This window comes from Moorena producens 3L (genome assembly GCF_000211815.1).
Lineage (GTDB): Bacteria > Cyanobacteriota > Cyanobacteriia > Cyanobacteriales > Coleofasciculaceae > Moorena > Moorena producens.
Genome location: NZ_GL890838.1, coordinates 16,713 through 36,528 on the forward strand (window position 1 = coordinate 16,713; position 19,816 = coordinate 36,528).

A 19,816-nucleotide genomic window follows, 5' to 3' on the forward strand; every position below is an offset into this window, starting at 1 on the left:
TCGCCTCGTCGAGACGCTTTGCTTGTTTAAACATAGCCTTCTCAAGAGGCTTTAAAGCTGCTGCCTGCTTCTTCTTCTTCTTTTTCTTGCTCTTCTTACTTGTAGATCCAGACAAGAGCTCAGGTGTTCCTCCAAAAGAATCTTCACTGCGTAAAATGACAGCGCTCTTAATTTCATTATCAGCCATAACTCTTAAGTTCCTAGATTGATTTAAGTACTACCACTAATCTTATAGCATAAAACCTCACCGGTCAATAATTAAACTGACGTGAGTAGCTGAGGTGGTGACATGAGCCCCAAAAAGCTTACTCTATAAGGCTTTGATGCCAATGGGCTCATGGAAGATACAGTCGGAAATTAACCCTCAAGTCATTGTCTTGATGCAAAGCGCGAGTGGGGGAAACCCCCTGTTCCGAAGCTGCATCGCTTAATGGCAAGCTCAAACCCTTATAACTACGTCCAAAGTCAGCCCAAAACAGAATGTATATTTTAGGTGCGCTTGACCGTGGCGAATTAAATTCGCCACGGTCAAGCGCACCTGAAGTAACTTATGGGCTGAAATTATTATCCAGTAAGGATTTAAGCTTGTATGTCACCCCCCCAGCGTGAGTAGGGAAAGTGCATCATTTCATAAGTAGGTCGTGCAAGAAAAAAGGAGGTATGTTACAAATTCTAAAGTGTTGCCGAAGAAAGGAGTCAGAGGTATGGGAGCCAGACTGAGAGTGTTTCTCACCCAAGAAGAAGAAAGAACGCTCACCGGAGTTGAGGAGGGCCACCACCGTCAGTTAACGATTCAAAGATTGGCCGTAGGCCACGCTACGCGATCGAGCAGAAGCGGTTCATTTAAGTCATCAAGGCGCTTTATGTTGAACAGATTTCCACTCACCTGCACTCGACAGCTAAAACGGTTAGGAAGACACGCTTTCGCCTGGAAAACGAAAAGGTAGGGTATACTACAGATTTTACATAGTTTTAACGTCGTTATGCTTAAGGGTACGCCCCCATGAAAGAAACAACCCCAGCAGCAATGCCTCCCTGTTTTAACAAAGGTGAGTGTAAGTTCGATGATTTATTGAGGAATTAGCCGAAGAAAAGAGAGTAAGGAAACTACATAGAGGGATTATTGGGAGAAAGTCAACGAAAAAATCTATCTCAGATAGCGAGAGACTCCGTAGAGGTAACTTACCACAGAATACACCATTTTCTGACCGAAGCACCTTGGGAGGCAGAGCAAATAAATGGACGTCGTTTAGAGCTGATTTCTAAAGGTAGTCTAAAGAAATGGACTACAACTGTGGTAGTCCTTGTAGATTATTACCTGGACTTCCTCTGGCATTTCTCCATGAGCCGCTTACCTAAGATTGCTAACCCCCATCGCCCAAACTATCCTAGTGACCTCAGTGATGCGGAATGGAGCATCATTGAACCCTACTTACCGAGTCCTAAAGGGTTCGGTCATCCCAGAACGGTTAATCTTCGTGAGATTCTTAACGGGATATTTTACGTACAACGCACGGGCTGTCAATGGGAAATGTTGCCTCATGATTTACCGCCCTATTCTACTGTCTATAAATACTTTCGCAAGTGGCAACCGCTTTGGCATATGGCAAGGGATTCATGACAAGTTACGAGGCCAGTTACGCACCGAATCAGGACGTGACGAACAATCAACGGTGGCGATAGCCGATTCTCAATCGGTGAAGACCACAGAAAAAAGGGGGATGTCTACGGCTATGACGGTGGCAAGAAGGTTAAAGGCCGTAAACGCCATATCGTCGTAGATTCGCCAGGTTTGCTGATTGGTATGTTAGTGACCGAAGCAAACATGTCAGAGCGATTGGGAGCTGTTGTTGTTTTTAATGAGTCGAAAGAAGCTCTCTCCAAGTTGAAAGTGGTTTGGGTGGATCAAGGGTATTCGGGAAAGAATTTTGCCCATGCGGTCAAACAAGTGTGTGGTGAGTCAGTGCAAGTAGAAGTCATAGAACGCAAGTCAAAGGAGTTTAAGATATTGCCAAAGCGTTGGATCGTGGAACGCACGTTTGGGTGGTTGAATCGATTTCGCCGTTTGAGTAAGGACTATGAACAGTATACACAGATGAGTGAGGCGATGATTTCTGGTTCTCTCATTCGCCTGATGACAAAACGACTAGCAACAGTTTAAGGTTCTGTTTAGAAATCAGCTCTTAGAGGTGATGAACAAATGTACTCAAACCAAATTAGCCAGGGGATTTAGTCTGTCAACGGTAGGACGACTATTCCCAGGTAATTTCTGGTATTTGCTCGCAAAAGCTGTAAGTGTATCCATCTTTTCTGTGGACTCTTATCAGGTTTTTGACGTGCAAGCTTATTGCCTTTTTCCCCGGGACTGTGTAATTGAAAGAGTTACTTTTGCTTATGGGGTTAACTCTTCCGAACTCCCCAGTCAGGAGGTTTTTGGCTATATCTCCACTACACCAACCTTTGTTCGCGCAGCGTGGCCTACGGCCAATCGGCTTTAATGGGTTGTGTCTGATGGGATAGCCATACTTGTTGAGTGCTGCTTTTTGCCTACCTCCTTGGCCAAAACAAGTTACTAACAGTGGTTGGTTTGTCCTTAACTGCAAGGCTTCAATATCTCCGACACAGGCGGCATCAATCCAATGCTCCTTAGGAAAGCCCAGCTTAGTCCGGTTGTACTTGGTCTGCGCACCCGTTCCAGCAACCACGGGCTTTATCTTTTGAAGTACTTTCACTAACTTATTATACATCTCCATAATACTATAAAATTCTAAAAATAGAGTATAATGGACGTAAATATCCATAGATAAGCGGAAACAATGAGTAATTATACTTGGGATTATATTCAAAAACATCCTAAACAAACCAAAGTATTATTAGGAATTGATTATGATCAATTAACAAAACTGATAAAACAAGGAAAGTTTGGTAGTGATAAACATGTAGTGATGGCCTAATCAAACCGACAAACATTGATTATAGTGATGAATAAAATTCCAAATAGCTCCTAAGTGATTTTCTAATTTTTTTGAAAATGACAAAGTTTTTCTTACCAGACGACTAATCCTTTGTCTTAAGGTATTATTTAATCTTTCAATATGATTAGTTTTAGCAGTTTTTTTTGCTACTGGTTTGTGACGTTTTTGTGGTATTACTGTTTTATAAGCTTCCCAAAAATCTGTATAACACACAGCACATTGTCAGCTGGAGGGAAAGACTGCCATAATTTTTTTGCCGAGTATCGAGTACGATCACCAATATAAACTCCAATTATTTCTCTAGTTTTTTGTTCGCGTAGCGTGGCCAACGGCCATCAATTGCCAACCAAATCCATTGGAGACGAAACCTTAGAGAGGGTCGCCTTATTTCATATAACTTAAAACTCTTACCCATAACCTGTCCCTATAAAGGCCGGAGATGAAACCTTAGAATAAAGGAGCCTTAATCAATAAGTTTTAACCCTTTTATGTATAGCCGAGCAACCAGAAAGGCTCCTTTATTCTTACGGTAACTTCAAACCACTCTCTTACGGTAACTTCAAATGCTGATTATCTTTATTGTTAACAAAAGACCACATTTCATCACATTCTATGGTAATTTTACATGCATGGTTTTTCGGACACCTTGATTTTTCGGGGAGTTTCGGCATATTTTTTATTAACATAATTTTGGAGCCATGTTTTTGAAACTCCAACTGATCGTGCAATGCCAGCTAAAGATATTTTTTCAAGCAAGAGGTCATCTATTATCTTTATTTTTTTTCGACAAGGGTATCGGCTTTTTTGTAGGATTTTTTATAAACTGCTTCTTACAGTTTTTACACAGGTATTTTGGCTTTTTATGATGAGTGCTGCCATTTTTAACTGTTCGCTCACAATTGCAGTAAGGGCAATTAGGTCGGGTTATTAAATCAGGTTTTGCATTCATTGTTTACCAGGAATTGTTTATCAAAAAAGCATTTTATTACTAATAAAAAAATAGCAGTTTCATAAGATTTATTCAATCAATATTTATAATAGATTATATAAGTATTGCTAATAAATTTACAGTCAACTGACTCTATTTTTGAGTAACAAATGTCTTATTTAGGCTAAAGTAAATGTTGTATCACTACATGTTTATCACCACCCTATTTTGAATAAAATGTACTTGACTTGAACCGAGTGAGTAGCTCTCGATTTTGGGTTCTTCCGAACCTGGTGTGCTGGATAAAACCCTGTAGCCCTAATCTGGTAATGGATGGCGAGATTTGAAGTCAGTTTTGAGCAGTTTTAGCCTAAAACACCGCGCAGCATAGGTTTGAGCGATCTTTTACAGACTAAGTTCCGAAGAACCCGATTTTGAGTCTAGACAACAACAAGGAAATCCAGGAGATTAGAGGAGAACCCTTTGAACGAGGCCAATCTTGATGTCCCAAGGTTTTGCTCCGATTACTTCTTCCTGGCCTTGCGCCACCACCAAAAAGCTCAAGGGAAGCATTATGGAAGAATTCATTGGCTTGGATGACCCACGAACGAAACGTCAACCTCAACATCTACTCATTGATATCCTGACAATAACGATACTGGCAGTCATAAGCGGCTCGGATTCCATGGTAGCAATAGAGACTTATGGCAAACGCAAGCAGAAGTGGTTAGAGACGTTTTTGGAGTTACCCTATGGGATTCCTTCCCATGAGACGTTTTCAAGAGTCTTGGCTCAGATCGACCCACAGCAGATGCGTGAATGTTTTTTATCGTGGGTTAGTCACTTGAGTAGAAAGCTTGCCATCAACCTGATCAGCATTGATGGTAAGACCTCGAGAGGTTCCTATGACCGAAATCAGGGAATCACAGCCTTACACACCATCACTGCATGGGCGAGTGAGCATCATCTGGTGTTAGCCCAACAAGCAGTGGAGCAGAAGTCCAATGAGATTACAGCTATCCCGGAACTATTACAGTTGCTAGATCTAACTGGAGCAATTATCACTATTGATGCGATGGGAGCACAAAAGAAGATAGCTGCCCAAATTGTGTCACAGGGTGGGGACTATGTTCTGATGCTCAAGGGTAATCAGGACAATCTTTACAAGGATGTCAAAGCCTTTTTCAAGCAAGCTCAAGCCTTCGATTGGCAAGGAATAGACTACAGCTACACCGAGACCACAGAGGCAGGCCATCATCCCATCGAACATCGTCAGGTTTGGGCAGTAGGTTTGGGCAGTGTCCATCAACCAATGTCCAGCGGTTTTGGGGTGCCCAACAGTGGAAAAGTTTCACGACAGTAGTCATGGTCAAACGAGAGCGACAACTGTGGAATAAAACAACCACACAGATCTGTTACTACATAACCAGTTTAGGAGCTTCGGCCTTAGTCTTGGCCGAAGCGATTCGCTCTCACTGGGGCATTGAAAATAGCTTGCATTGGGTGCTTGATATGACCTTCCATCAAGATGCTAGTCGGATTCGCACTGGACATGGGCCTGAGAATATGGCTGTATTACACCACTTGTGTATCAATTTACTCAACCAAGAACCCTCAAAACAGAGTCTGGCGATGAAACGCTATAGTGCTGCGTTAGATAATGACTATGCTCTGAGTGTTTTGTTGGGGCATGATGTTGTCTAGAGACTCCCAGAAATTGTTACTCCTTCAGAAGACAAAGGAGGAAAGCCTGATCAAGTTCATTACGGCCTATATTAATCACCCTTGAAGCCAGTCATAAATTTATAGCAGTCGCCAGGGCAGTTAGGACATGACAAAAGTCTCACACCCTTTGTAAGCGCAAGAGTTTGACTTCTGACAAATGACTTCTGACAAATGACTTCTGCTATAAATCAAAGGTGTGAAAATTGACTCTGGGTTTGGGATATAGCACCCTTGCCCATAAGTTAGGACATTTTTGAGGGCACCGGTCCGACCACTTCACCATTTTCTAGTCCTAACAAGCTCAAATAATGCTATATCTAGGAAGACTTAATTTAGCTGCGATTACCCTGGGGTTTATGGGTACAGCAAAAACAGCATCGAACTACAAACTGCTACAAAGATTCTTCCGAGACTTTGAGCTGGACTATACCAATCCTAAATGAATTTGGAGAAAAGAGTTCTGTAATGGGTTATAATTTAAAGTGTATTGGTGTAATGAATATATATTAATATTATGACCCTGGAAGAATTAATGGCCAGTAATCGGGATCCCATAGAACTCAAACGAGCAATAGCGATGAAGATGCGCCTTCAAGGTCTCAAGCATCGGGAAATTCAACCAGTATTGGGAGTTCAGTCAAGCTATATAAGTCGTTGGGAACGTCGCAATCGTGAGCAAGGAGTGAAAGGTTTAGAACTAGCCTATAAAGAGAGTTTAGGATATTTAAAGCACTCACAGTCAACAGAAGTAATCCAGCGGATTAAATCTAAAACCCAAACAACTGTATGGGAGGTAATGGACTACATCGAACAGAGTTATGGTGTAGTGTATTGCTCATTACAAAGCTATTACGAATTACTCAAAAAAGCTGGGATGAGTTGGCATAAAGGTAAAAAAGCGATGCAGAGGTGCGACCCGTGGCGAATTTAATTCGCCTACGGAAAACGCACCATTACGGTCTTGGGGGTTTCCCCCACTCGCTATTGCATCAAGACAAAGTCCCAGATAAAATAGCTCTGTGGTGGAGGAACAAAACCAGATGATCGCCGATTGGTTCCTCACCCATGATCAAGACATTAGTTAATCATGGTGAGCAAAAGGAATAGTGAGCAAAAGGAAGTTCACTGTCTCAGATTTGCTCCCTATGCACCAGGAGAAAATCCCATTGAAAATATTTGGGGGCATATCAAGCAACTTTTACGCCATATCCATCTATGGTGTCGCTCTTTCACCATTACAAATAAACTCTTTGAATTATTTATTGAGTATCATTTATTCACTATGCCTGATTTAAGTACTTATGAGGCTTTCTCTGATATCATTTAGGATTGGTATATAATGGTATCAACAGCACTAGGCACATATTTTTGCACCAGGTTATGTTTTTTTTTGAACTTTGAACTTTGTAATTTTCTGAATCTCCTTCAAGGAAAAATTGATATTATTATATCGTTGGTAATTATTTTGATGTTGATCAGTTTCTTTATTTATGTCTGCCAATACCGCAAACTCATCCAAGATGCACTGCAGTACTTTTTAAAGAGTAACAGTTTCAGTAGCGAAACTATCTGCCTAAAAATAGCTAGTTTTTGAGAAGACTACATTCAGGATTTCATGATAGTAAGACTACGAGATATCAATAATTATTATTTAAATTTATTTTTGGCTGCTTATAATATGATCAAGAAAAAAGATATTCCTACTCCTCTTATTGATAACAAACAACGAAAGCAAGTTAAAATAGCTGAAAATTTGGAAGTTCGTCGTTTTTCAACTCTCTACATTATCCAACGATTTATTATTTACTATTTAGGTATACAACGTCGCCGAATTACAAATAAGCCAGATATACAAAAGAATGCGAACGAGCTACGTCAGATATTTGAAGATTTGGGAGGCTTCTGGGTAAAAACGGGTCAGTTGTTAGCATTGCGGACCGATATTTTACCAGATGAGATTTGTGATCAGTTAATACGTCTTCAGTATGAAGCGATTGGATTCCCTATGGCTATAGTTAGATCAACAATTGAGTCAGAGCTAGGAGCACCCATGGAAAAAATATTTCAAGATTTTGATGAGACTCCTTTGGCAGCTGCATCAATTGGTCAGGTTCATAGAGCAACGTTGCGAAGTAAAAGAAAAAATGTTCCGGTAATCGTTAAAATTCAACGTCCAAATCTAGCAGAAGCATTCAAGCGAGATTTGGATTTAATTAAAGTCGTTGCCAAAGTTTTAATTTCTTTTAATTTTATGAGTTACCTACGTTTAGATGAAGCAGTATCGGAGTTAGATAAAATTTTTAATGAGGAATTAGATTATCGCTATGAAGCATCTAATACTCGTAATATGAGAAAAACACTAAAGCAGCATAAAATATATGTTCCAAAGATTTATAACAAATATTCTAAACGTCGAGTTTTAGTTATGGAATATATCGATGGAGTTCTTGCCTCTGATTATATTAAAGTATTGGCTAGGGATCCCGTCAGAGCCTCTCAATGGCAGGATGAAAATGACTTTGATCCTAAAAAAGCGGGTGAAACGATGTTTATTTCATTACTTCGACAAGTATTTGAAGATAACTTGTACCATGGAGATCTACATCCAGGCAATATTATTTTCTTGCGTCGGAGCAAAGTTGCATTCATTGACATGGGTAGCGTGGGATCCCTGGATAGGGAGTTGAGGGTAACTTATAATGAGTATACGAATGCATTGTCAGATGGAGATTTTGCCAAAGCGGCTAATTATATCTTGCGGTTGGCTGTTGATATTCCCAGAGTTAATGTACCTAGAGTCAGGGCAGAGATGTCGAGTGCTATAGAGGTTTGGTCCACCAAAGCCCAACTTAAAGGGATAGAGTATAAAGAAAAGTCTTTTGGTGGGGCAACCGCTGAAGTATCTAAAGTGATTGCCAGATATGGTATCCCAAGTAATTGGACTTTTCTCAAAGTGACTCGATCTTTTTTAACTCTAGATGGTGCACTGCAGTACCTATTACCTGAATTTGATTTCTTCAAGACATCTAGAAAATATAATCGCCAGTCAGATCGACGTGCTCTCAAACAAAGTTTAGAGCCAAAAAGTATTAGAACTTCGATTAACCAGTTCTTTGACACTATTAGCGAGTACAATAACCTGATTTTACCTGAGTTGCGACAACGAACCATCGCATTTGAGTTAACCAGTAATATTTTTGCACTGTTACTGGTAGTAGGTTTTCAATCTCTCGCCTATTTACTCCTAATAACTGAACCAGTTGTAGTTTATAGTTTCCTTTATCAACATTATTTTAAAGCGATTGAACCTATTCATACTCAACTGGCTGACGAGTTTGTTCAACAAATTCCCCATCTTCCATATCTGCAATGGATTGGTATTTTTATACTGATTGGCCTCAGTGCTAGAGTACTGCTTGCGGGAGCAAAAATTCTGGAGCGTAAAGACTTTCCTCAATCGGTAAGGGGGTAGTTAAAATGTAAGGATTCAGGTCTGGCGTCATCAAGTTATTAGGGGATGAAAGGCTTCGTCCCCAATGAATGCACCGAATACCTTGATTGTTCGGCCTTTGGCTTGTAAGCATTCAGCCATCAGCCGTCAGCAGTCAGCCTAAGGCTCACGCTGCTTGAGGTGCTTATTTTATTCAAAAGCACCTCAAGGAGATTCATCTACATGCACCATTAGCTGTCCTTTCATCCATTCCCGCAAGCGGTCAACGCTACCTTTGACCGCTTCTGCCATTCTGGCATTGGTAGCGACCAAAGTTCCCACTCCTACTTCAATGGCACCCAGTTCCCGCAGCAGTTCTTGCTGCAACTCAATCGGAAAGATGCCCGTAGTGCGTTCGCACCTCAAGCAGCGTCGGCAAAGCCTAAAGCGTGACCAAAGGTCAATCGCGTTTTAGTTGATACCTCGACAAACAGTGCGTTCGCACCTCAAGCAGCGTCGGCAAAGCCTAAAGCGTGACCAAAGGTCAATCGCGTTTTAGTGAATGCCTCGACAAACAGTGCATTCGCGTTTTAGTAGTTGATGTAGGGTGGGCAGTGCTTTCGACCGATTCATGTGGTTAGCAATCGCCAAAGTAGGCACTGCCCACCAACGGATTAATCACAATCGGACCAGTGCGTTCGCACCTCAAGCAGCGTCGGCAAAGCCTAAAGCGTGACCAAAGGTCAATCGCGTTTTAGTTGATACCTCGACAAAGAGTGCGATCGCGAAGCGTGACCAAAGGTCAATCGCGTTTTAGTTGATGCCTTCACAAACAGTGCGATCGCGTTCACTTACATTCGGGTTATTCCTTAGATAATCCCCAGCCCAATCGCAACCACGTCGCAGTAGCTCATCTAGACTACTTAGAGCTAGATCGATATTCCATAACATTACAGTTTTATCCTCACTAGCCGTAGCAAGAGTCTTGCCGTCAGGGCTGAAGCTAACACTATTGATCGCAGCACCACTACTCTTGAGGGTTTGGAGTACTTTACCCTCCGGAAGACTCCAGAGTTTGACTGTCCCGTCACTACTACCACTGGCAAGTATGGTACCGTAGGGGATAAAACTGAGGCTATTGACTACACCACTATGTCCCTTAAGAGTTGCCAGTTGTTGACCTTGCAAATTCCAAAGTTTAATAGTTCCATCCAGACTCGCGGTAGCAAGGGTCTGACCGTCACGGCTAAAGCTGAGGCTAATCACCGCAGCACTATGCCCCTTGAGAGTTTCAAGTTCTTCACCGCTCAAATTCCAGAGTTTAAGGGTTCCATCCTTACTAGCAGTAGCGATGATTTTGCCATTAGGGCTGAACTTGACACTGTCAAAATCATCGTTATGTCCCTTGAGAGTTGCCAGTTGTTGACCTATTAAATTCCAGAGTTTTACGGTTCCATCGTTACTAGCACTGGCAAATAATTGTGCATCAGGGCTGAAACTGACGCTGTAAACACTAGCTTTATGGGCATCAATAGTTTTGATTAGTTTACCCTCCAGACTCCATAGCTTTACCGTTCCATCCAAACCAGCACTGGCAAGGAATTTCCCATCAGGGCTGAAACTAAAACTTATGATTGGATTTTGATTTTCTTCTAAGGTCTTCACTAGTGTACCGTCTAGTTTCCAGAGTTTGACACTTCCATCCAAACCAAGACTGGCAATGACATTATCATCAGGGCTGAAACTAAGACTTATGACTGCACCTTGATGTCCTTCTAAGGTACTGACTAGTGTACCGTCTCGTTCCCATACTTTAACAGTTCCATCGAAGCTAGCAGTGGCAATTGTGCGACCATCGGGACTAAAGCTGACGCTATCAACCACAGCCTTATGTCCAAATAGGGTTTGGGTTTTGAGATCATAGTCCTCAACGCTCCAGAGTCTGACGGTCAAGTCTCTGCTAGCGGTAGCTAAGATATTGCCATCGGGACTGAAGCTAATAGTTGTAATCCCTCTATTATGACCTGGCAAGATTTGGAGTTCCTGACCTTCCCGACTCCAGAGCTTAACAGTTCCGTCAAAACTGCCAGTAGCAATTGTCTGACCATCAGGACTGAAGCTAACGCTGCTGATTGTGGCACCAGAGCTTTGGAGAGTTCGCTTTTCCTGACCTTGAAGATTCCAGAGTATGACAGCTCCATCCATATTGGCAGTGACAAGGGTCTGACCATCAGGGCTGATACTGATACTTGTGACTCCAGCTTCCTGTGCTTGAAAGGGTTGGCCAATTGGATTGCCTTGTCTGTCCCACAAACTCACTGTTGAGTCGCGACTAGCACTGACAATAAGCTCACCGTCAAGAATGAAACTGAGACTTGTAATATCTGCTTTTTGTCCCAGGAGAGTGCGGATTTCTTGTCCCGTCTCTAGATTCCAAAGTTTAACTGTACCATCAGCACTGCCAGTGGTAAGGGTTTTACCATAACGACTGAAACTTAGGCTTTTGACTGTACCTGTATGTCCCAGGAGAGTGCCGATTTCTTTTCCGGTGTTTAGATTCCAGAGTTTAACTGTACCATCAGCACTCCCAGTGGCAAGGAGTTGACCATCAGGACTGAAACTTACACTGTTGACATAAGATGAATGCCCTACAAGAGTTCTTAGTAATTTACCGTCTCTATGCCAGAGTTTAACGGTGTCATCAGCACTGCCAGTAGCAATAAACTGCCCGTCAGGGCTAAAACTGACGCTATTAACCCAACTTTCATAACCTTCCAAACGATTGCTCTCTCTGACTGCATAAATCCCTTGCTGTAATGCAGCTAAAGTCTGAGTTCGGGTATCGGTTCCTACTCCAATTGCTGACTTAAGTCGTTTTCCTGCTTTTAAAGCTTCTATTAGTGGAGCGAGTGACTCTCTATTTGCACTATAAAGCACTTCTGAGGATTTAGTAAGGGCAATAATTTCATTATTTTTGGCTCTTATGAAAGAGAAGAATGTGAAGGATGCTAAGACTGATAGAGACATTATTGCTACAGTTGAGCTCAAGAGTGCCCTCCTATATATCTGATTCCGCTTGACTTCGATAAGTTTTCGCTGTTCTCTCTCCTGTTCCAACTCAGTAAGTAATTCAGCACCTTGTTGTCTGCGAATAAAAGTAACGAAATAGTCATGTCCCAATTGATAGCGGTCAGCCGGATGTTCTGGCACCAATAAAACCAATCCTGAGCTTACTAAAATCCGTAAAATTAAATCTATTATTTCGGTTTTTAATTCTAAATCAGATACTAACTCTGCCTTAGTCTTGAGCAGTCGAGTGTTTTTTTCGTCAGTAAGTACGTACAAAATTTGCTGAGATAAAGATTTATTTTCAGGACCACATTCTGAAATCACTTCTTCAAAAAATCGCGTAAGTAGCTCTTTATAAGAACCAAATTTTTGATATTTATCTAAAGTTGTAATGTTCTCATTTTGCAATTGATAACCCAAAATCTGTAACTCAATTGGACGGATTTCACCCAGCTCTCCTGCTAAATCATTAACAAGTTTATGACTCAAAGCAGCTTCTAAATAAAACTGAGCTTTATTTGTTAATTTTTGTATAAAATTAGCACTATATTTAATAGGAAAATTTCCTAGATAATAAATAATATTTTTGCTTAATATGTCATTGATAGTATCTAATTTTTTTGAACGCTCAAATTGTAATAAATAGTGTAGATATTCTTCTCTTAATGACAGAACAACTTGAGTATAAGGAATATCGTCAATTGCTGTTTTCAATAATTCAAATAAAAGATTACGATCGACTATATCTGGGACAGCAACAAATAATTCTTCAAACTGATCAAAAATTAAAACTGTTAGTAAATTTAGGTTATAGTTTTCTTTCAACCGTTGCAAAATAGTCGTTATTGATTGTGGTTTAACAAAAAGACTAAACCCTCTTGCTTCTAGCTCCTTAAGCAATAATTTACCTAAATCTCTAACCCAGTCAGTATAGACTCGTATGACAATTGGTAATACATCTCGTTGACCAATGGCTCGCTGCTTGAGAATTGGAACTAGTCCTGCATAGATTAAGGAACTTTTCCCAACCCCAGATGGTCCATAGATAACGGTTAATCTATGATTAGGATTGCCAATTCTTTCAAGTAAATTATTGATATCTTGTTGTCTGCCAGAAGCGATGATTTCGTCTGCAACCATTTCAGGCTGGTCAAGGGCCGGAAGTTGAGACTTAGTTCTCCTTCGTTTTGGCTGTAATCTCCCTGTACCGATAAAGGCTCGCAAGCCAAACTGTTGCTCAATGGATAGTCGTTCTTGTTTAACTCCAAAAGCAGCTAGATAGTCACCCTTTTCAAAGTATACGTCTCGCAAGCTTGCCAAAATTCTAATATAAAGCTCTGGAGCATAATGGGCTGGAGTTTCTGCTTTGGCTCTTTCGAGATACTTGATACTCTCTTGATACTTACCAAGACCTTTTTCTGCTCTTGCTAATAATAATAAATACCAAGCTTTATCAACAGATTGCATCCCATCTAATTTTGCTTTATGCTCGGATGAAGTGACTGTTGATTCATCCAAAAAACTAGTTTTCAGGATGGAGAGTGCTTGCTCTGCTAATCCCTTAGCTTCAGTCCAAGCTAATTTATCTAAAGCCACCTCGGCTAGAAAACCATAATCTTTCGCTAACTCAATTGAATTACCATTGGCTCTATGGAGTTTTAGAGACGTTTGGGCTAAGGTTTCCAAGTCTGCCCATCGATGTAAGCGTTGCAAGACTCTGGCAAATTGAGTAATCAATCGGTTAGCTAAATCCAGAGAAGATATCTGAGCTAAACTATCAACACATTGTTCAACTAAATTTTGTCGTTCAGGTTTTCCATAAGGACACAAACCGATATGAAATAAAACCATGCCTTGCCAATCGAAGCGGCTTATTTTTTGCCATATATATAAGCTTTTTGTAAAGTAAATTAACGATTGTTCAAACTGTTGTTTAGCATAGTAATTTCGACCGATCATGAAGTAAAAACTAGCTGCTAAATCTGGATCTATTTCCTGGTTATGATGTTGTAAATCTTGCCAAGCTAAATCAAATTCGGATAGATAATCTATTCCCCGATTCAGCTCATACAAAAATTTGTCAGGATCAGAGTCTGGAAAGTTAGTCAATATCTCCTTGGCTTTTTGAGAGAGAGTATAGATTAATTCATAAGATAAGGAATCAGGAGGGGTTTGAAACTCCCTAGTTGTGCCCCAACTCTCGAAATCAGGAGCAACCCGAAGCAATTTGGTTTGAACTTCATCATTAATCCACAGCACTAGGGGGAAATGGAAATTTTTCCGAAACTCTTCCCGAACTTGGTTAGTGGCAGCCAGCAAGGTATCAATATCATCAACTGCCTCTAAGCCAAACACCATCATAGCCCCTGGCTGCTGATCACCTAATTCCTGCCGAATCTTGCTATAAAGTCTGCTATCAGACTTTTTTAGCACAACGTCGCGGATTTGAACAGAACAGGTTTCTCGGAGCCCCTCAGTCATTTGCTGCTGTACATAGGTATAGTTACAGTGTGCAAAAATCAGCGAAAATTGCCCCTGAGAAGCTTCAATTGCCCAAGCCAATCTTTGCAACGCACGGTCGTTGTAGGCAGCAACCTCTTTGGTTTTATCGGAGGCACTCATATATCGCAAAGGGAACAGGGAACAGGGAACAGGGAACAGGGAGCAGGGAGCAGGGAGCAGGGAGCAGGGAGCAGGGAGCGTAAGCATTCAGCATTCAGCAGTCAGCGGTCAGCTTATTTTATTCAAAAGCACCTCAAGGTGGCACAGGCTTCTAGCCTGTGGTGGCACAGGCTTCGACGCTGGCACTTTCCCCATAAACACCTCAATTAGTGTGAGCCTAGCCCATGAGCTGATAGCTGATAGCTGATAGCTGATAGCTGAATGCTTACCAGGGAGCAGGGAGCAGTAGGAAAGAGATCGAAACAGTTTTTGATGTTATAGCACTACGCATTAAGGTGTTTGACATTGATACAAGCAGCAAAAGCTGTTTTATTGAACTTTTGCCTTTTGCCTCTTGCCTCTTGCCTTGCGCGTAGCGCTATATAATAAATCAGCAATATTGTTCATAACCTATTTATAAATGCTATGGCTGTAGTTCCTTAGCTTCTGCTAAAATTGGATTAACATCAAACCAAGGTTCTTCTTGATCATAATACTCGTAAACAAAGCGACTGCGGATTAAGATTTGATATCCATCATCTCCAGTCACTTTCTTATCCTTAGCTACTTTACGCAGTAAGTCCCACTCATCATCAGTGATTGCTAACACAAGTTTATGATGCTGAGCCTTAATCATACGTTCTAGACCATTACGGGAAAGGGGTAGTTTTCCTTCCTCCATGATCCATTCATTGAGAAACCGGAGTAAATTCCGCACATGACCCCCACTAGCACTACATAAACGGTCTAAGGTTTCAGCACTGTCAAAAATTGCTGTAATTTTAGTCAGACGCTGGTTTGGCTCTAAATCTGGAAAAGCTCTTGCCAGCACCATCTGTCGCAGCAGTGCCATGCCTTCTTCATGTTTGCTACCGTCCCGTAAATGCACAGGTACCATTGGCAGGACTTTGGGGTCTGTCATAAACCGTTCAGTCACCATCCCAAAGTCATTGGAAAACCGCAGTGACAATGGAATAGTGTAAATCACGTGACAGCCCAGTCCCCGCAACTGTGCCCCTCGATCCGCAAACAAATATTCTGGCTGAAGACGACCAAAGGGCTTTTGAATAGAATCTACCCGGTCAAGGTTATCAACAATAACTACTAGTCCCTTTTTTCCGGTCTGTTTCAATTTCTTGATAGCAGGCTCCAGCACCTCCTGATTAATTGCTTCAATAAGTCCATTGGTTCGAGGCTCTAGATATCCTCTCAACTTATCCCGCTGCTTAGGGCTAGCTTTGGCTTGGCTTGTAATGGTGGCAATCCCTACAGAGAATTCTACATCCGATAGCTCCATCGGTGTTGTTAAGATATCTTTGACTTCGCCAAATAACTTCTGGAAGTACCCTGGTTGAAGGCTAATGCCAGCGCCTTCCAGACTTTCACTGACTCGACGAGCGATCGCCAGTAAAATATCGCTAATATCAACATCACTCATTTCCAAGTCTCGGTCGGACTCAAAGTAAACCACATGAAATCCTGACCGTTCTAAATCCACCTTTAACCTGAGCAACTCCGTAGACTTGCCGCAGCCAATATGCCCAGTAAACAGTTCACAGGTTGGCTGATTTGGTGAAAAGATAGCAATCTTTTTTCTAAGTTTTTCAATAATATGACCGCCGCGTACTGAAGAGAAATCAATGTAATACTTGCGATCATCCTCATTGTCCACCGCTAAGGTTTTACTGGGGTTGGTAGCTCGATAAAACGTTTGTAAATCGGTCATCTTACTTATTAGTTATTTTGCCCCTATTCTGTACCAAGCTGCGGTTGGAACATGGAACGGTTCATCCGAGCTGGCCTTATGCACCCACTTTACCTTAGTCACTATTATATAGCAGTTCTAAATTTGGTGAGGTACTTTCGTTCTAGGTTTTAGGGAGCAGGGAGCAGGGAGCAGGGAGCAGGTAACAAGGAACAGGGAACAGGTAAGAGTAGGAAATAATTCCGATAAATTTTTGTAATGATGCTAAATAAGCCTTAAAATTTAGGCTCAGTTTTTAAAAACTGATTCCAGTTTTTTGATTCAACAAAATTACTAATTATCGGTTATAATAATTGTGAGTTACAGATGATTTTTTACTATTCCCTGTTCTCGATTTACTCTTCTATGTTCCCTGTTCCCTATTCCCTGTTCCCTTTGCTATAGTTTTTAGGCTGTTCCATGACCAGAAATGTCCATGACCAATTTGCCAAACAATGTCTTAAAGAACTCCTCGACCCCCTGGGGAAAGTGGAAACGAGCTGGAAAGTGCCTGGGGAAGTTCAAGAAATTGATGTTTACTTTTTGCCATCTCAGCCACTAACCACCAATGGACAAAGCCTAGGATTACTCGGAAAACTGGCCACAACCCCTGCAATGTTTGAACCGTTCCGCAACCCAGTCACTAAATTTGATGTGCTTAGTTGTATCGGTAAACTGGCGCAAGTTCATGGTCAAGTTTTCCGTCAGGCTAAGCGGGCTAATGCCCAAGTTAGGGTCACCCAACTGCCTCGTTTATGGATTCTCTCCCCAACGGCTTCCGAAGAGTTTTTAGAAAGCTTCCATGCTCAACCAGATCTAGTTAATTATCCCAGGGGTATGTACTTTCTGGGTAAATCCTTGTATACCGCCATTGTGGCGATTCACCAACTGCCGGTTACTCCGGAAACGTTATGGTTGAGAATTCTCGGTAGAGGTAGAGTGCAACAGTACGCGATTGAGGAGTTGAAATCCCTACCCAGCGGGAGTCAGTACAAAGACAATATCCTAGAATTAGTATATGACATGCTGGCAATCTTAGAGGCACGTATCAAACAAAATCAAGACCTTGAGGAAGATGACCGGGAGTTAATCATGCAATTATCTCAGATATATCAACAACGACTGGAATTAGCTACCGAGCTTGGCAAACAAGAAGGACTAGTCCAAGGCAAACAAGAGGGACTAGTCCAAGGCAAACAAGAGGGACTAGTCCAAGGCAAACAAGAGGGACTAGTCCAGGGCAAACAAGAGGGACTAGTCCAAGGTAGGCAAAACGAACGCCGTAGTATGGTCACTTACTTATTGCGTAGCCGTTTTGGTGAACTAGACCAGGAACTGCTAGCAATCATTGAGCCATTGATGGCACTCTCTCCAGAAGAATTTACCCCCCTACTCTTACAATTGTCTCGACTAGAATTATTGACTCGATTTGGAGAGCGAAATTAATAGAGGCTGTGGTTATTAATCCCCAATGTCGTGCCGGTTGACTAGCTCGATCATCCGCTTATTACTTAACTCGTAATTAAATACTAATTAAATCAATAGTCCTGAGGGTGTTCCATGACCAGAAACGTCCATGACCAAAAGCCCATCCAATGTCTTAAAAAACTCCTCGACCCCCTGGGGAAGGTAGAAACGAACTGGGAAGTGCCTGGGGAAGTTCAAGAAATTGATGTTTACTTTTTGCCATCCCAGGCACTAGCCACCAATGGACAAAGCCTGGGATTACTCGGAAAACTGGCCACAACCCCTGCAATGTTTGAACCGTTCCGTAACCCAGTTACTCAATTTGAGGTGCTCAGTTGTATCGGTAAACTGGCCCAGGTTCATGATCAAGTTTTCCGTCAGGCTAAGCGGGCTAATGCCCAAGTTAGGGTGACAGAACTGCCTCGTTTATGGATTCTCTCCCCAACGGCTTCGGAAGAGTTTTTAGAAAGCTTCAATTTTCAACCAGATCTGGTCAATTATCCCAAGGGGATCTACTTTCTGGGGAAATCCTTGTATACGGCAATTGTGGCGATTGACCAACTGCCGGTGACCCCAGAAACCTTATGGTTGAGAATTCTCGGTAGAGGTAGAGTGCAACAGCAAGCGATTGAGGAATTGAAATCCTTACCCAGCGGGAGTCAGTACAAAGACAATATCCTAGAATTAGTATATGACATGCTGGCAATATTAGAGGCACGTATCAAACAAAATCAAGACCTAGAAGAAGATGAGAGGGAGTTAATCATGCAATTATCTCAGATATATCAACAACGACTGGAATTAGCTACCGAGCTTGGCAAACAAGAGGGACTAGTCCAGGGCAAGCAAAACGAACGCCGTAGTATGGTCACTTACTTATTGCGTAGCCGTTTTGGTGAACTAGACCAGGAAATGCTGGGAATTATTGAGCCATTGATGGTACTCTCTCCAGAAGAATTTACCCCCCTACTCTTACAATTGTCTCGACTAGAATTATTGACTCGATTTGGAGAGCGAACATAGTCGCTAGGGAGTATGTTCACAAATCAAATGGAAATGCTATAGGAGCGCTATAGCTTTAATAACTTGTAGTAATTTAATCGATGACTCCGATTCCATCAGGTTTAATACTGGCATCAACTGATAAATCGGAGGATTGCCAGCTTGGATATAAATAAACTGATAAATGTATCCGTTAGTCGATAGTCCCCAAACTGAGTCTTGATGGTCTAAACTCTTATAGGCATAGGTCAGTAATTGAGGTAACCCAACGGATACATCAACACTACTGTTTTTAGTTTCGATAACTAAGACCCAAAACGATACTTGATCTACTGTCTGTTGAGCTTTGTTAATTGCTAGAATATCTAGTCTGCCAGTAATTTTGGTATCCTGGTCTTGAATATCAATATCAGCAATTCCTTCTTCCAAGGAAATCTTTATTGGAGAGCGATAGAAGCCAGCTAATCGCAGTAAGGGAAAAACAGTGAGGGCTTTTACCAGTCCTTCAGATACTTTACCCGCGATCAAGTAATTATCAAAATCAGTCCGAATTTGTTCCAATTCCCGTTGCTCAAATTCAGTGATAGTGTCTAGGGATAACCGGGAAGTTAATGAACTATTGTATTGCCGTTGAAAGCCAAAGGTATGATGCACATCTTCTAGAGATAGGTGACTAGCTTGTAGAATTGTCATAAGTTTATAGGGTTCCGTGTATAAATTGTATAAATTGTGATAATTATTGTTCCGAAGTTCCCTACTCCCTACTCCCTACTCCCTACTCCCTAAAACCCAATAATTTGTACCTCACCCAAATA

General features: G+C 41.6%; 17 protein-coding genes and 2 pseudogenes. 10 read left to right on the forward strand and 9 right to left on the reverse strand.

The genetic code is table 11. From position 1 onward, the window contains the following. A partial coding sequence (locus tag LYNGBM3L_RS44910; protein ID WP_161603129.1) for a DUF6312 domain-containing protein occupies positions 1 to 187 on the reverse strand: 187 nt, incomplete at its 3' end. A 1,155-nt stretch (positions 188 to 1,342) separates the two neighbouring features. On the opposite strand from LYNGBM3L_RS44910, the pseudogene LYNGBM3L_RS37955 reads away from it, so the two are divergent. Then, positions 1,343 to 2,161 (forward strand): annotated as a pseudogene (locus tag LYNGBM3L_RS37955) (IS5 family transposase). Positions 2,162 to 2,252: 91 nt separating this feature from the next. Here LYNGBM3L_RS37955 and LYNGBM3L_RS06330 read toward each other — a convergent pair. Further along, complete coding sequence (locus tag LYNGBM3L_RS06330) at positions 2,253 to 2,705, reverse strand: hypothetical protein (protein ID WP_229414339.1); 453 nt, start codon at positions 2,703 to 2,705, stop codon at positions 2,253 to 2,255. Between the two features lie 111 nt (positions 2,706 to 2,816). Between LYNGBM3L_RS06330 and LYNGBM3L_RS39870 the strand changes: the two genes are divergently transcribed. Beyond that, positions 2,817 to 2,954 (forward strand): hypothetical protein, encoded by a 138-nt coding sequence (locus tag LYNGBM3L_RS39870; protein ID WP_008180453.1) that lies wholly within the window; start codon positions 2,817 to 2,819, stop codon positions 2,952 to 2,954. Here the strand turns inward: LYNGBM3L_RS39870 and LYNGBM3L_RS37960 are convergent. The 3 genes and pseudogenes from LYNGBM3L_RS37960 to LYNGBM3L_RS50140 form a co-directional block, all read right to left on the reverse strand. Continuing rightward, positions 2,955 to 3,274, reverse strand: a pseudogene (locus tag LYNGBM3L_RS37960) (IS1 family transposase); the annotation flags it as partial. It abuts the gene before it with no gap. After that, positions 3,268 to 3,390 (reverse strand): hypothetical protein, encoded by a 123-nt coding sequence (locus LYNGBM3L_RS48420; RefSeq protein ID WP_267871994.1) that lies wholly within the window; start codon positions 3,388 to 3,390, stop codon positions 3,268 to 3,270. The gene LYNGBM3L_RS48420 and the pseudogene LYNGBM3L_RS37960, both read right to left, overlap by 7 nt. A gap of 345 nt (positions 3,391 to 3,735) precedes the next feature. After that, complete coding sequence (locus LYNGBM3L_RS50140; RefSeq protein ID WP_438941757.1) at positions 3,736 to 3,924, reverse strand: IS1/IS1595 family N-terminal zinc-binding domain-containing protein; 189 nt, start codon at positions 3,922 to 3,924, stop codon at positions 3,736 to 3,738. Positions 3,925 to 4,405: 481 nt separating this feature from the next. Between LYNGBM3L_RS50140 and LYNGBM3L_RS06340 the strand changes: the two genes are divergently transcribed. The 6 genes from LYNGBM3L_RS06340 to LYNGBM3L_RS06355 all read left to right on the forward strand — a co-directional run bounded on the left by LYNGBM3L_RS06340 (position 4,406) and on the right by LYNGBM3L_RS06355 (position 9,100). Next, positions 4,406 to 5,266, forward strand: a complete 861-nt coding sequence (locus tag LYNGBM3L_RS06340; protein ID WP_008180456.1) for an ISAs1 family transposase — start codon at positions 4,406 to 4,408, stop codon at positions 5,264 to 5,266. Positions 5,267 to 5,268: 2 nt separating this feature from the next. Beyond that, complete coding sequence (locus LYNGBM3L_RS49335; protein ID WP_008180458.1) at positions 5,269 to 5,607, forward strand: ISAs1 family transposase; 339 nt, start codon at positions 5,269 to 5,271, stop codon at positions 5,605 to 5,607. 535 nt (positions 5,608 to 6,142) lie between these two features. Next, positions 6,143 to 6,559 (forward strand): helix-turn-helix domain-containing protein, encoded by a 417-nt coding sequence (locus tag LYNGBM3L_RS06345; RefSeq protein WP_008180461.1) that lies wholly within the window; start codon positions 6,143 to 6,145, stop codon positions 6,557 to 6,559. Next, positions 6,547 to 6,672 (forward strand): hypothetical protein, encoded by a 126-nt coding sequence (locus tag LYNGBM3L_RS48425; RefSeq protein ID WP_267871993.1) that lies wholly within the window; start codon positions 6,547 to 6,549, stop codon positions 6,670 to 6,672. Before LYNGBM3L_RS06345 ends, LYNGBM3L_RS48425 begins: the two co-directional genes overlap by 13 nt. A gap of 43 nt (positions 6,673 to 6,715) precedes the next feature. Beyond that, positions 6,716 to 6,955, forward strand: coding sequence for a hypothetical protein (locus LYNGBM3L_RS06350; protein ID WP_008180463.1), 240 nt, complete (start codon positions 6,716 to 6,718; stop codon positions 6,953 to 6,955). Positions 6,956 to 7,243: 288 nt separating this feature from the next. Next, entirely contained in the window at positions 7,244 to 9,100 is a 1,857-nt protein-coding gene (locus tag LYNGBM3L_RS06355; protein ID WP_008180468.1) for an ABC1 kinase family protein, read from the forward strand. A 183-nt stretch (positions 9,101 to 9,283) separates the two neighbouring features. Here the strand turns inward: LYNGBM3L_RS06355 and LYNGBM3L_RS39875 are convergent, their stop codons facing one another. The 3 genes from LYNGBM3L_RS39875 to LYNGBM3L_RS06370 form a co-directional block, all read right to left on the reverse strand. Next, the gene (locus LYNGBM3L_RS39875; protein ID WP_131827001.1) at positions 9,284 to 9,484 is read right to left on the reverse strand and encodes a hypothetical protein; all 201 of its coding nucleotides are present in this window, start codon (positions 9,482 to 9,484) and stop codon (positions 9,284 to 9,286) included. Positions 9,485 to 9,871: 387 nt separating this feature from the next. Then, positions 9,872 to 14,836 carry a WD40 domain-containing protein gene (locus tag LYNGBM3L_RS06365; protein WP_048815178.1) on the reverse strand — a complete coding sequence of 1,655 codons (4,965 nt, stop codon included), beginning with the start codon at positions 14,834 to 14,836 and terminating at the stop codon, positions 9,872 to 9,874. A 376-nt stretch (positions 14,837 to 15,212) separates the two neighbouring features. Beyond that, positions 15,213 to 16,514, reverse strand: a complete 1,302-nt coding sequence (locus LYNGBM3L_RS06370) for a P-loop NTPase fold protein (RefSeq protein ID WP_008180474.1) — start codon at positions 16,512 to 16,514, stop codon at positions 15,213 to 15,215. 438 nt (positions 16,515 to 16,952) lie between these two features. On the opposite strand from LYNGBM3L_RS06370, the gene LYNGBM3L_RS06375 reads away from it, so the two are divergent. Together LYNGBM3L_RS06375 and LYNGBM3L_RS06380 are read left to right on the forward strand one after the other, a co-directional pair. After that, entirely contained in the window at positions 16,953 to 17,978 is a 1,026-nt protein-coding gene (locus LYNGBM3L_RS06375; protein ID WP_008180476.1) for a FliH/SctL family protein, read from the forward strand. A gap of 114 nt (positions 17,979 to 18,092) precedes the next feature. Further along, positions 18,093 to 19,022 carry an RpnC/YadD family protein gene (locus tag LYNGBM3L_RS06380; RefSeq protein ID WP_008180477.1) on the forward strand — a complete coding sequence of 310 codons (930 nt, stop codon included), beginning with the start codon at positions 18,093 to 18,095 and terminating at the stop codon, positions 19,020 to 19,022. Between the two features lie 36 nt (positions 19,023 to 19,058). Here LYNGBM3L_RS06380 and LYNGBM3L_RS06385 read toward each other — a convergent pair whose 3' ends face one another. Next, positions 19,059 to 19,694, reverse strand: a complete 636-nt coding sequence (locus LYNGBM3L_RS06385; protein ID WP_008180478.1) for a hypothetical protein — start codon at positions 19,692 to 19,694, stop codon at positions 19,059 to 19,061. Positions 19,695 to 19,816: the final 122 nt, after the last annotated feature.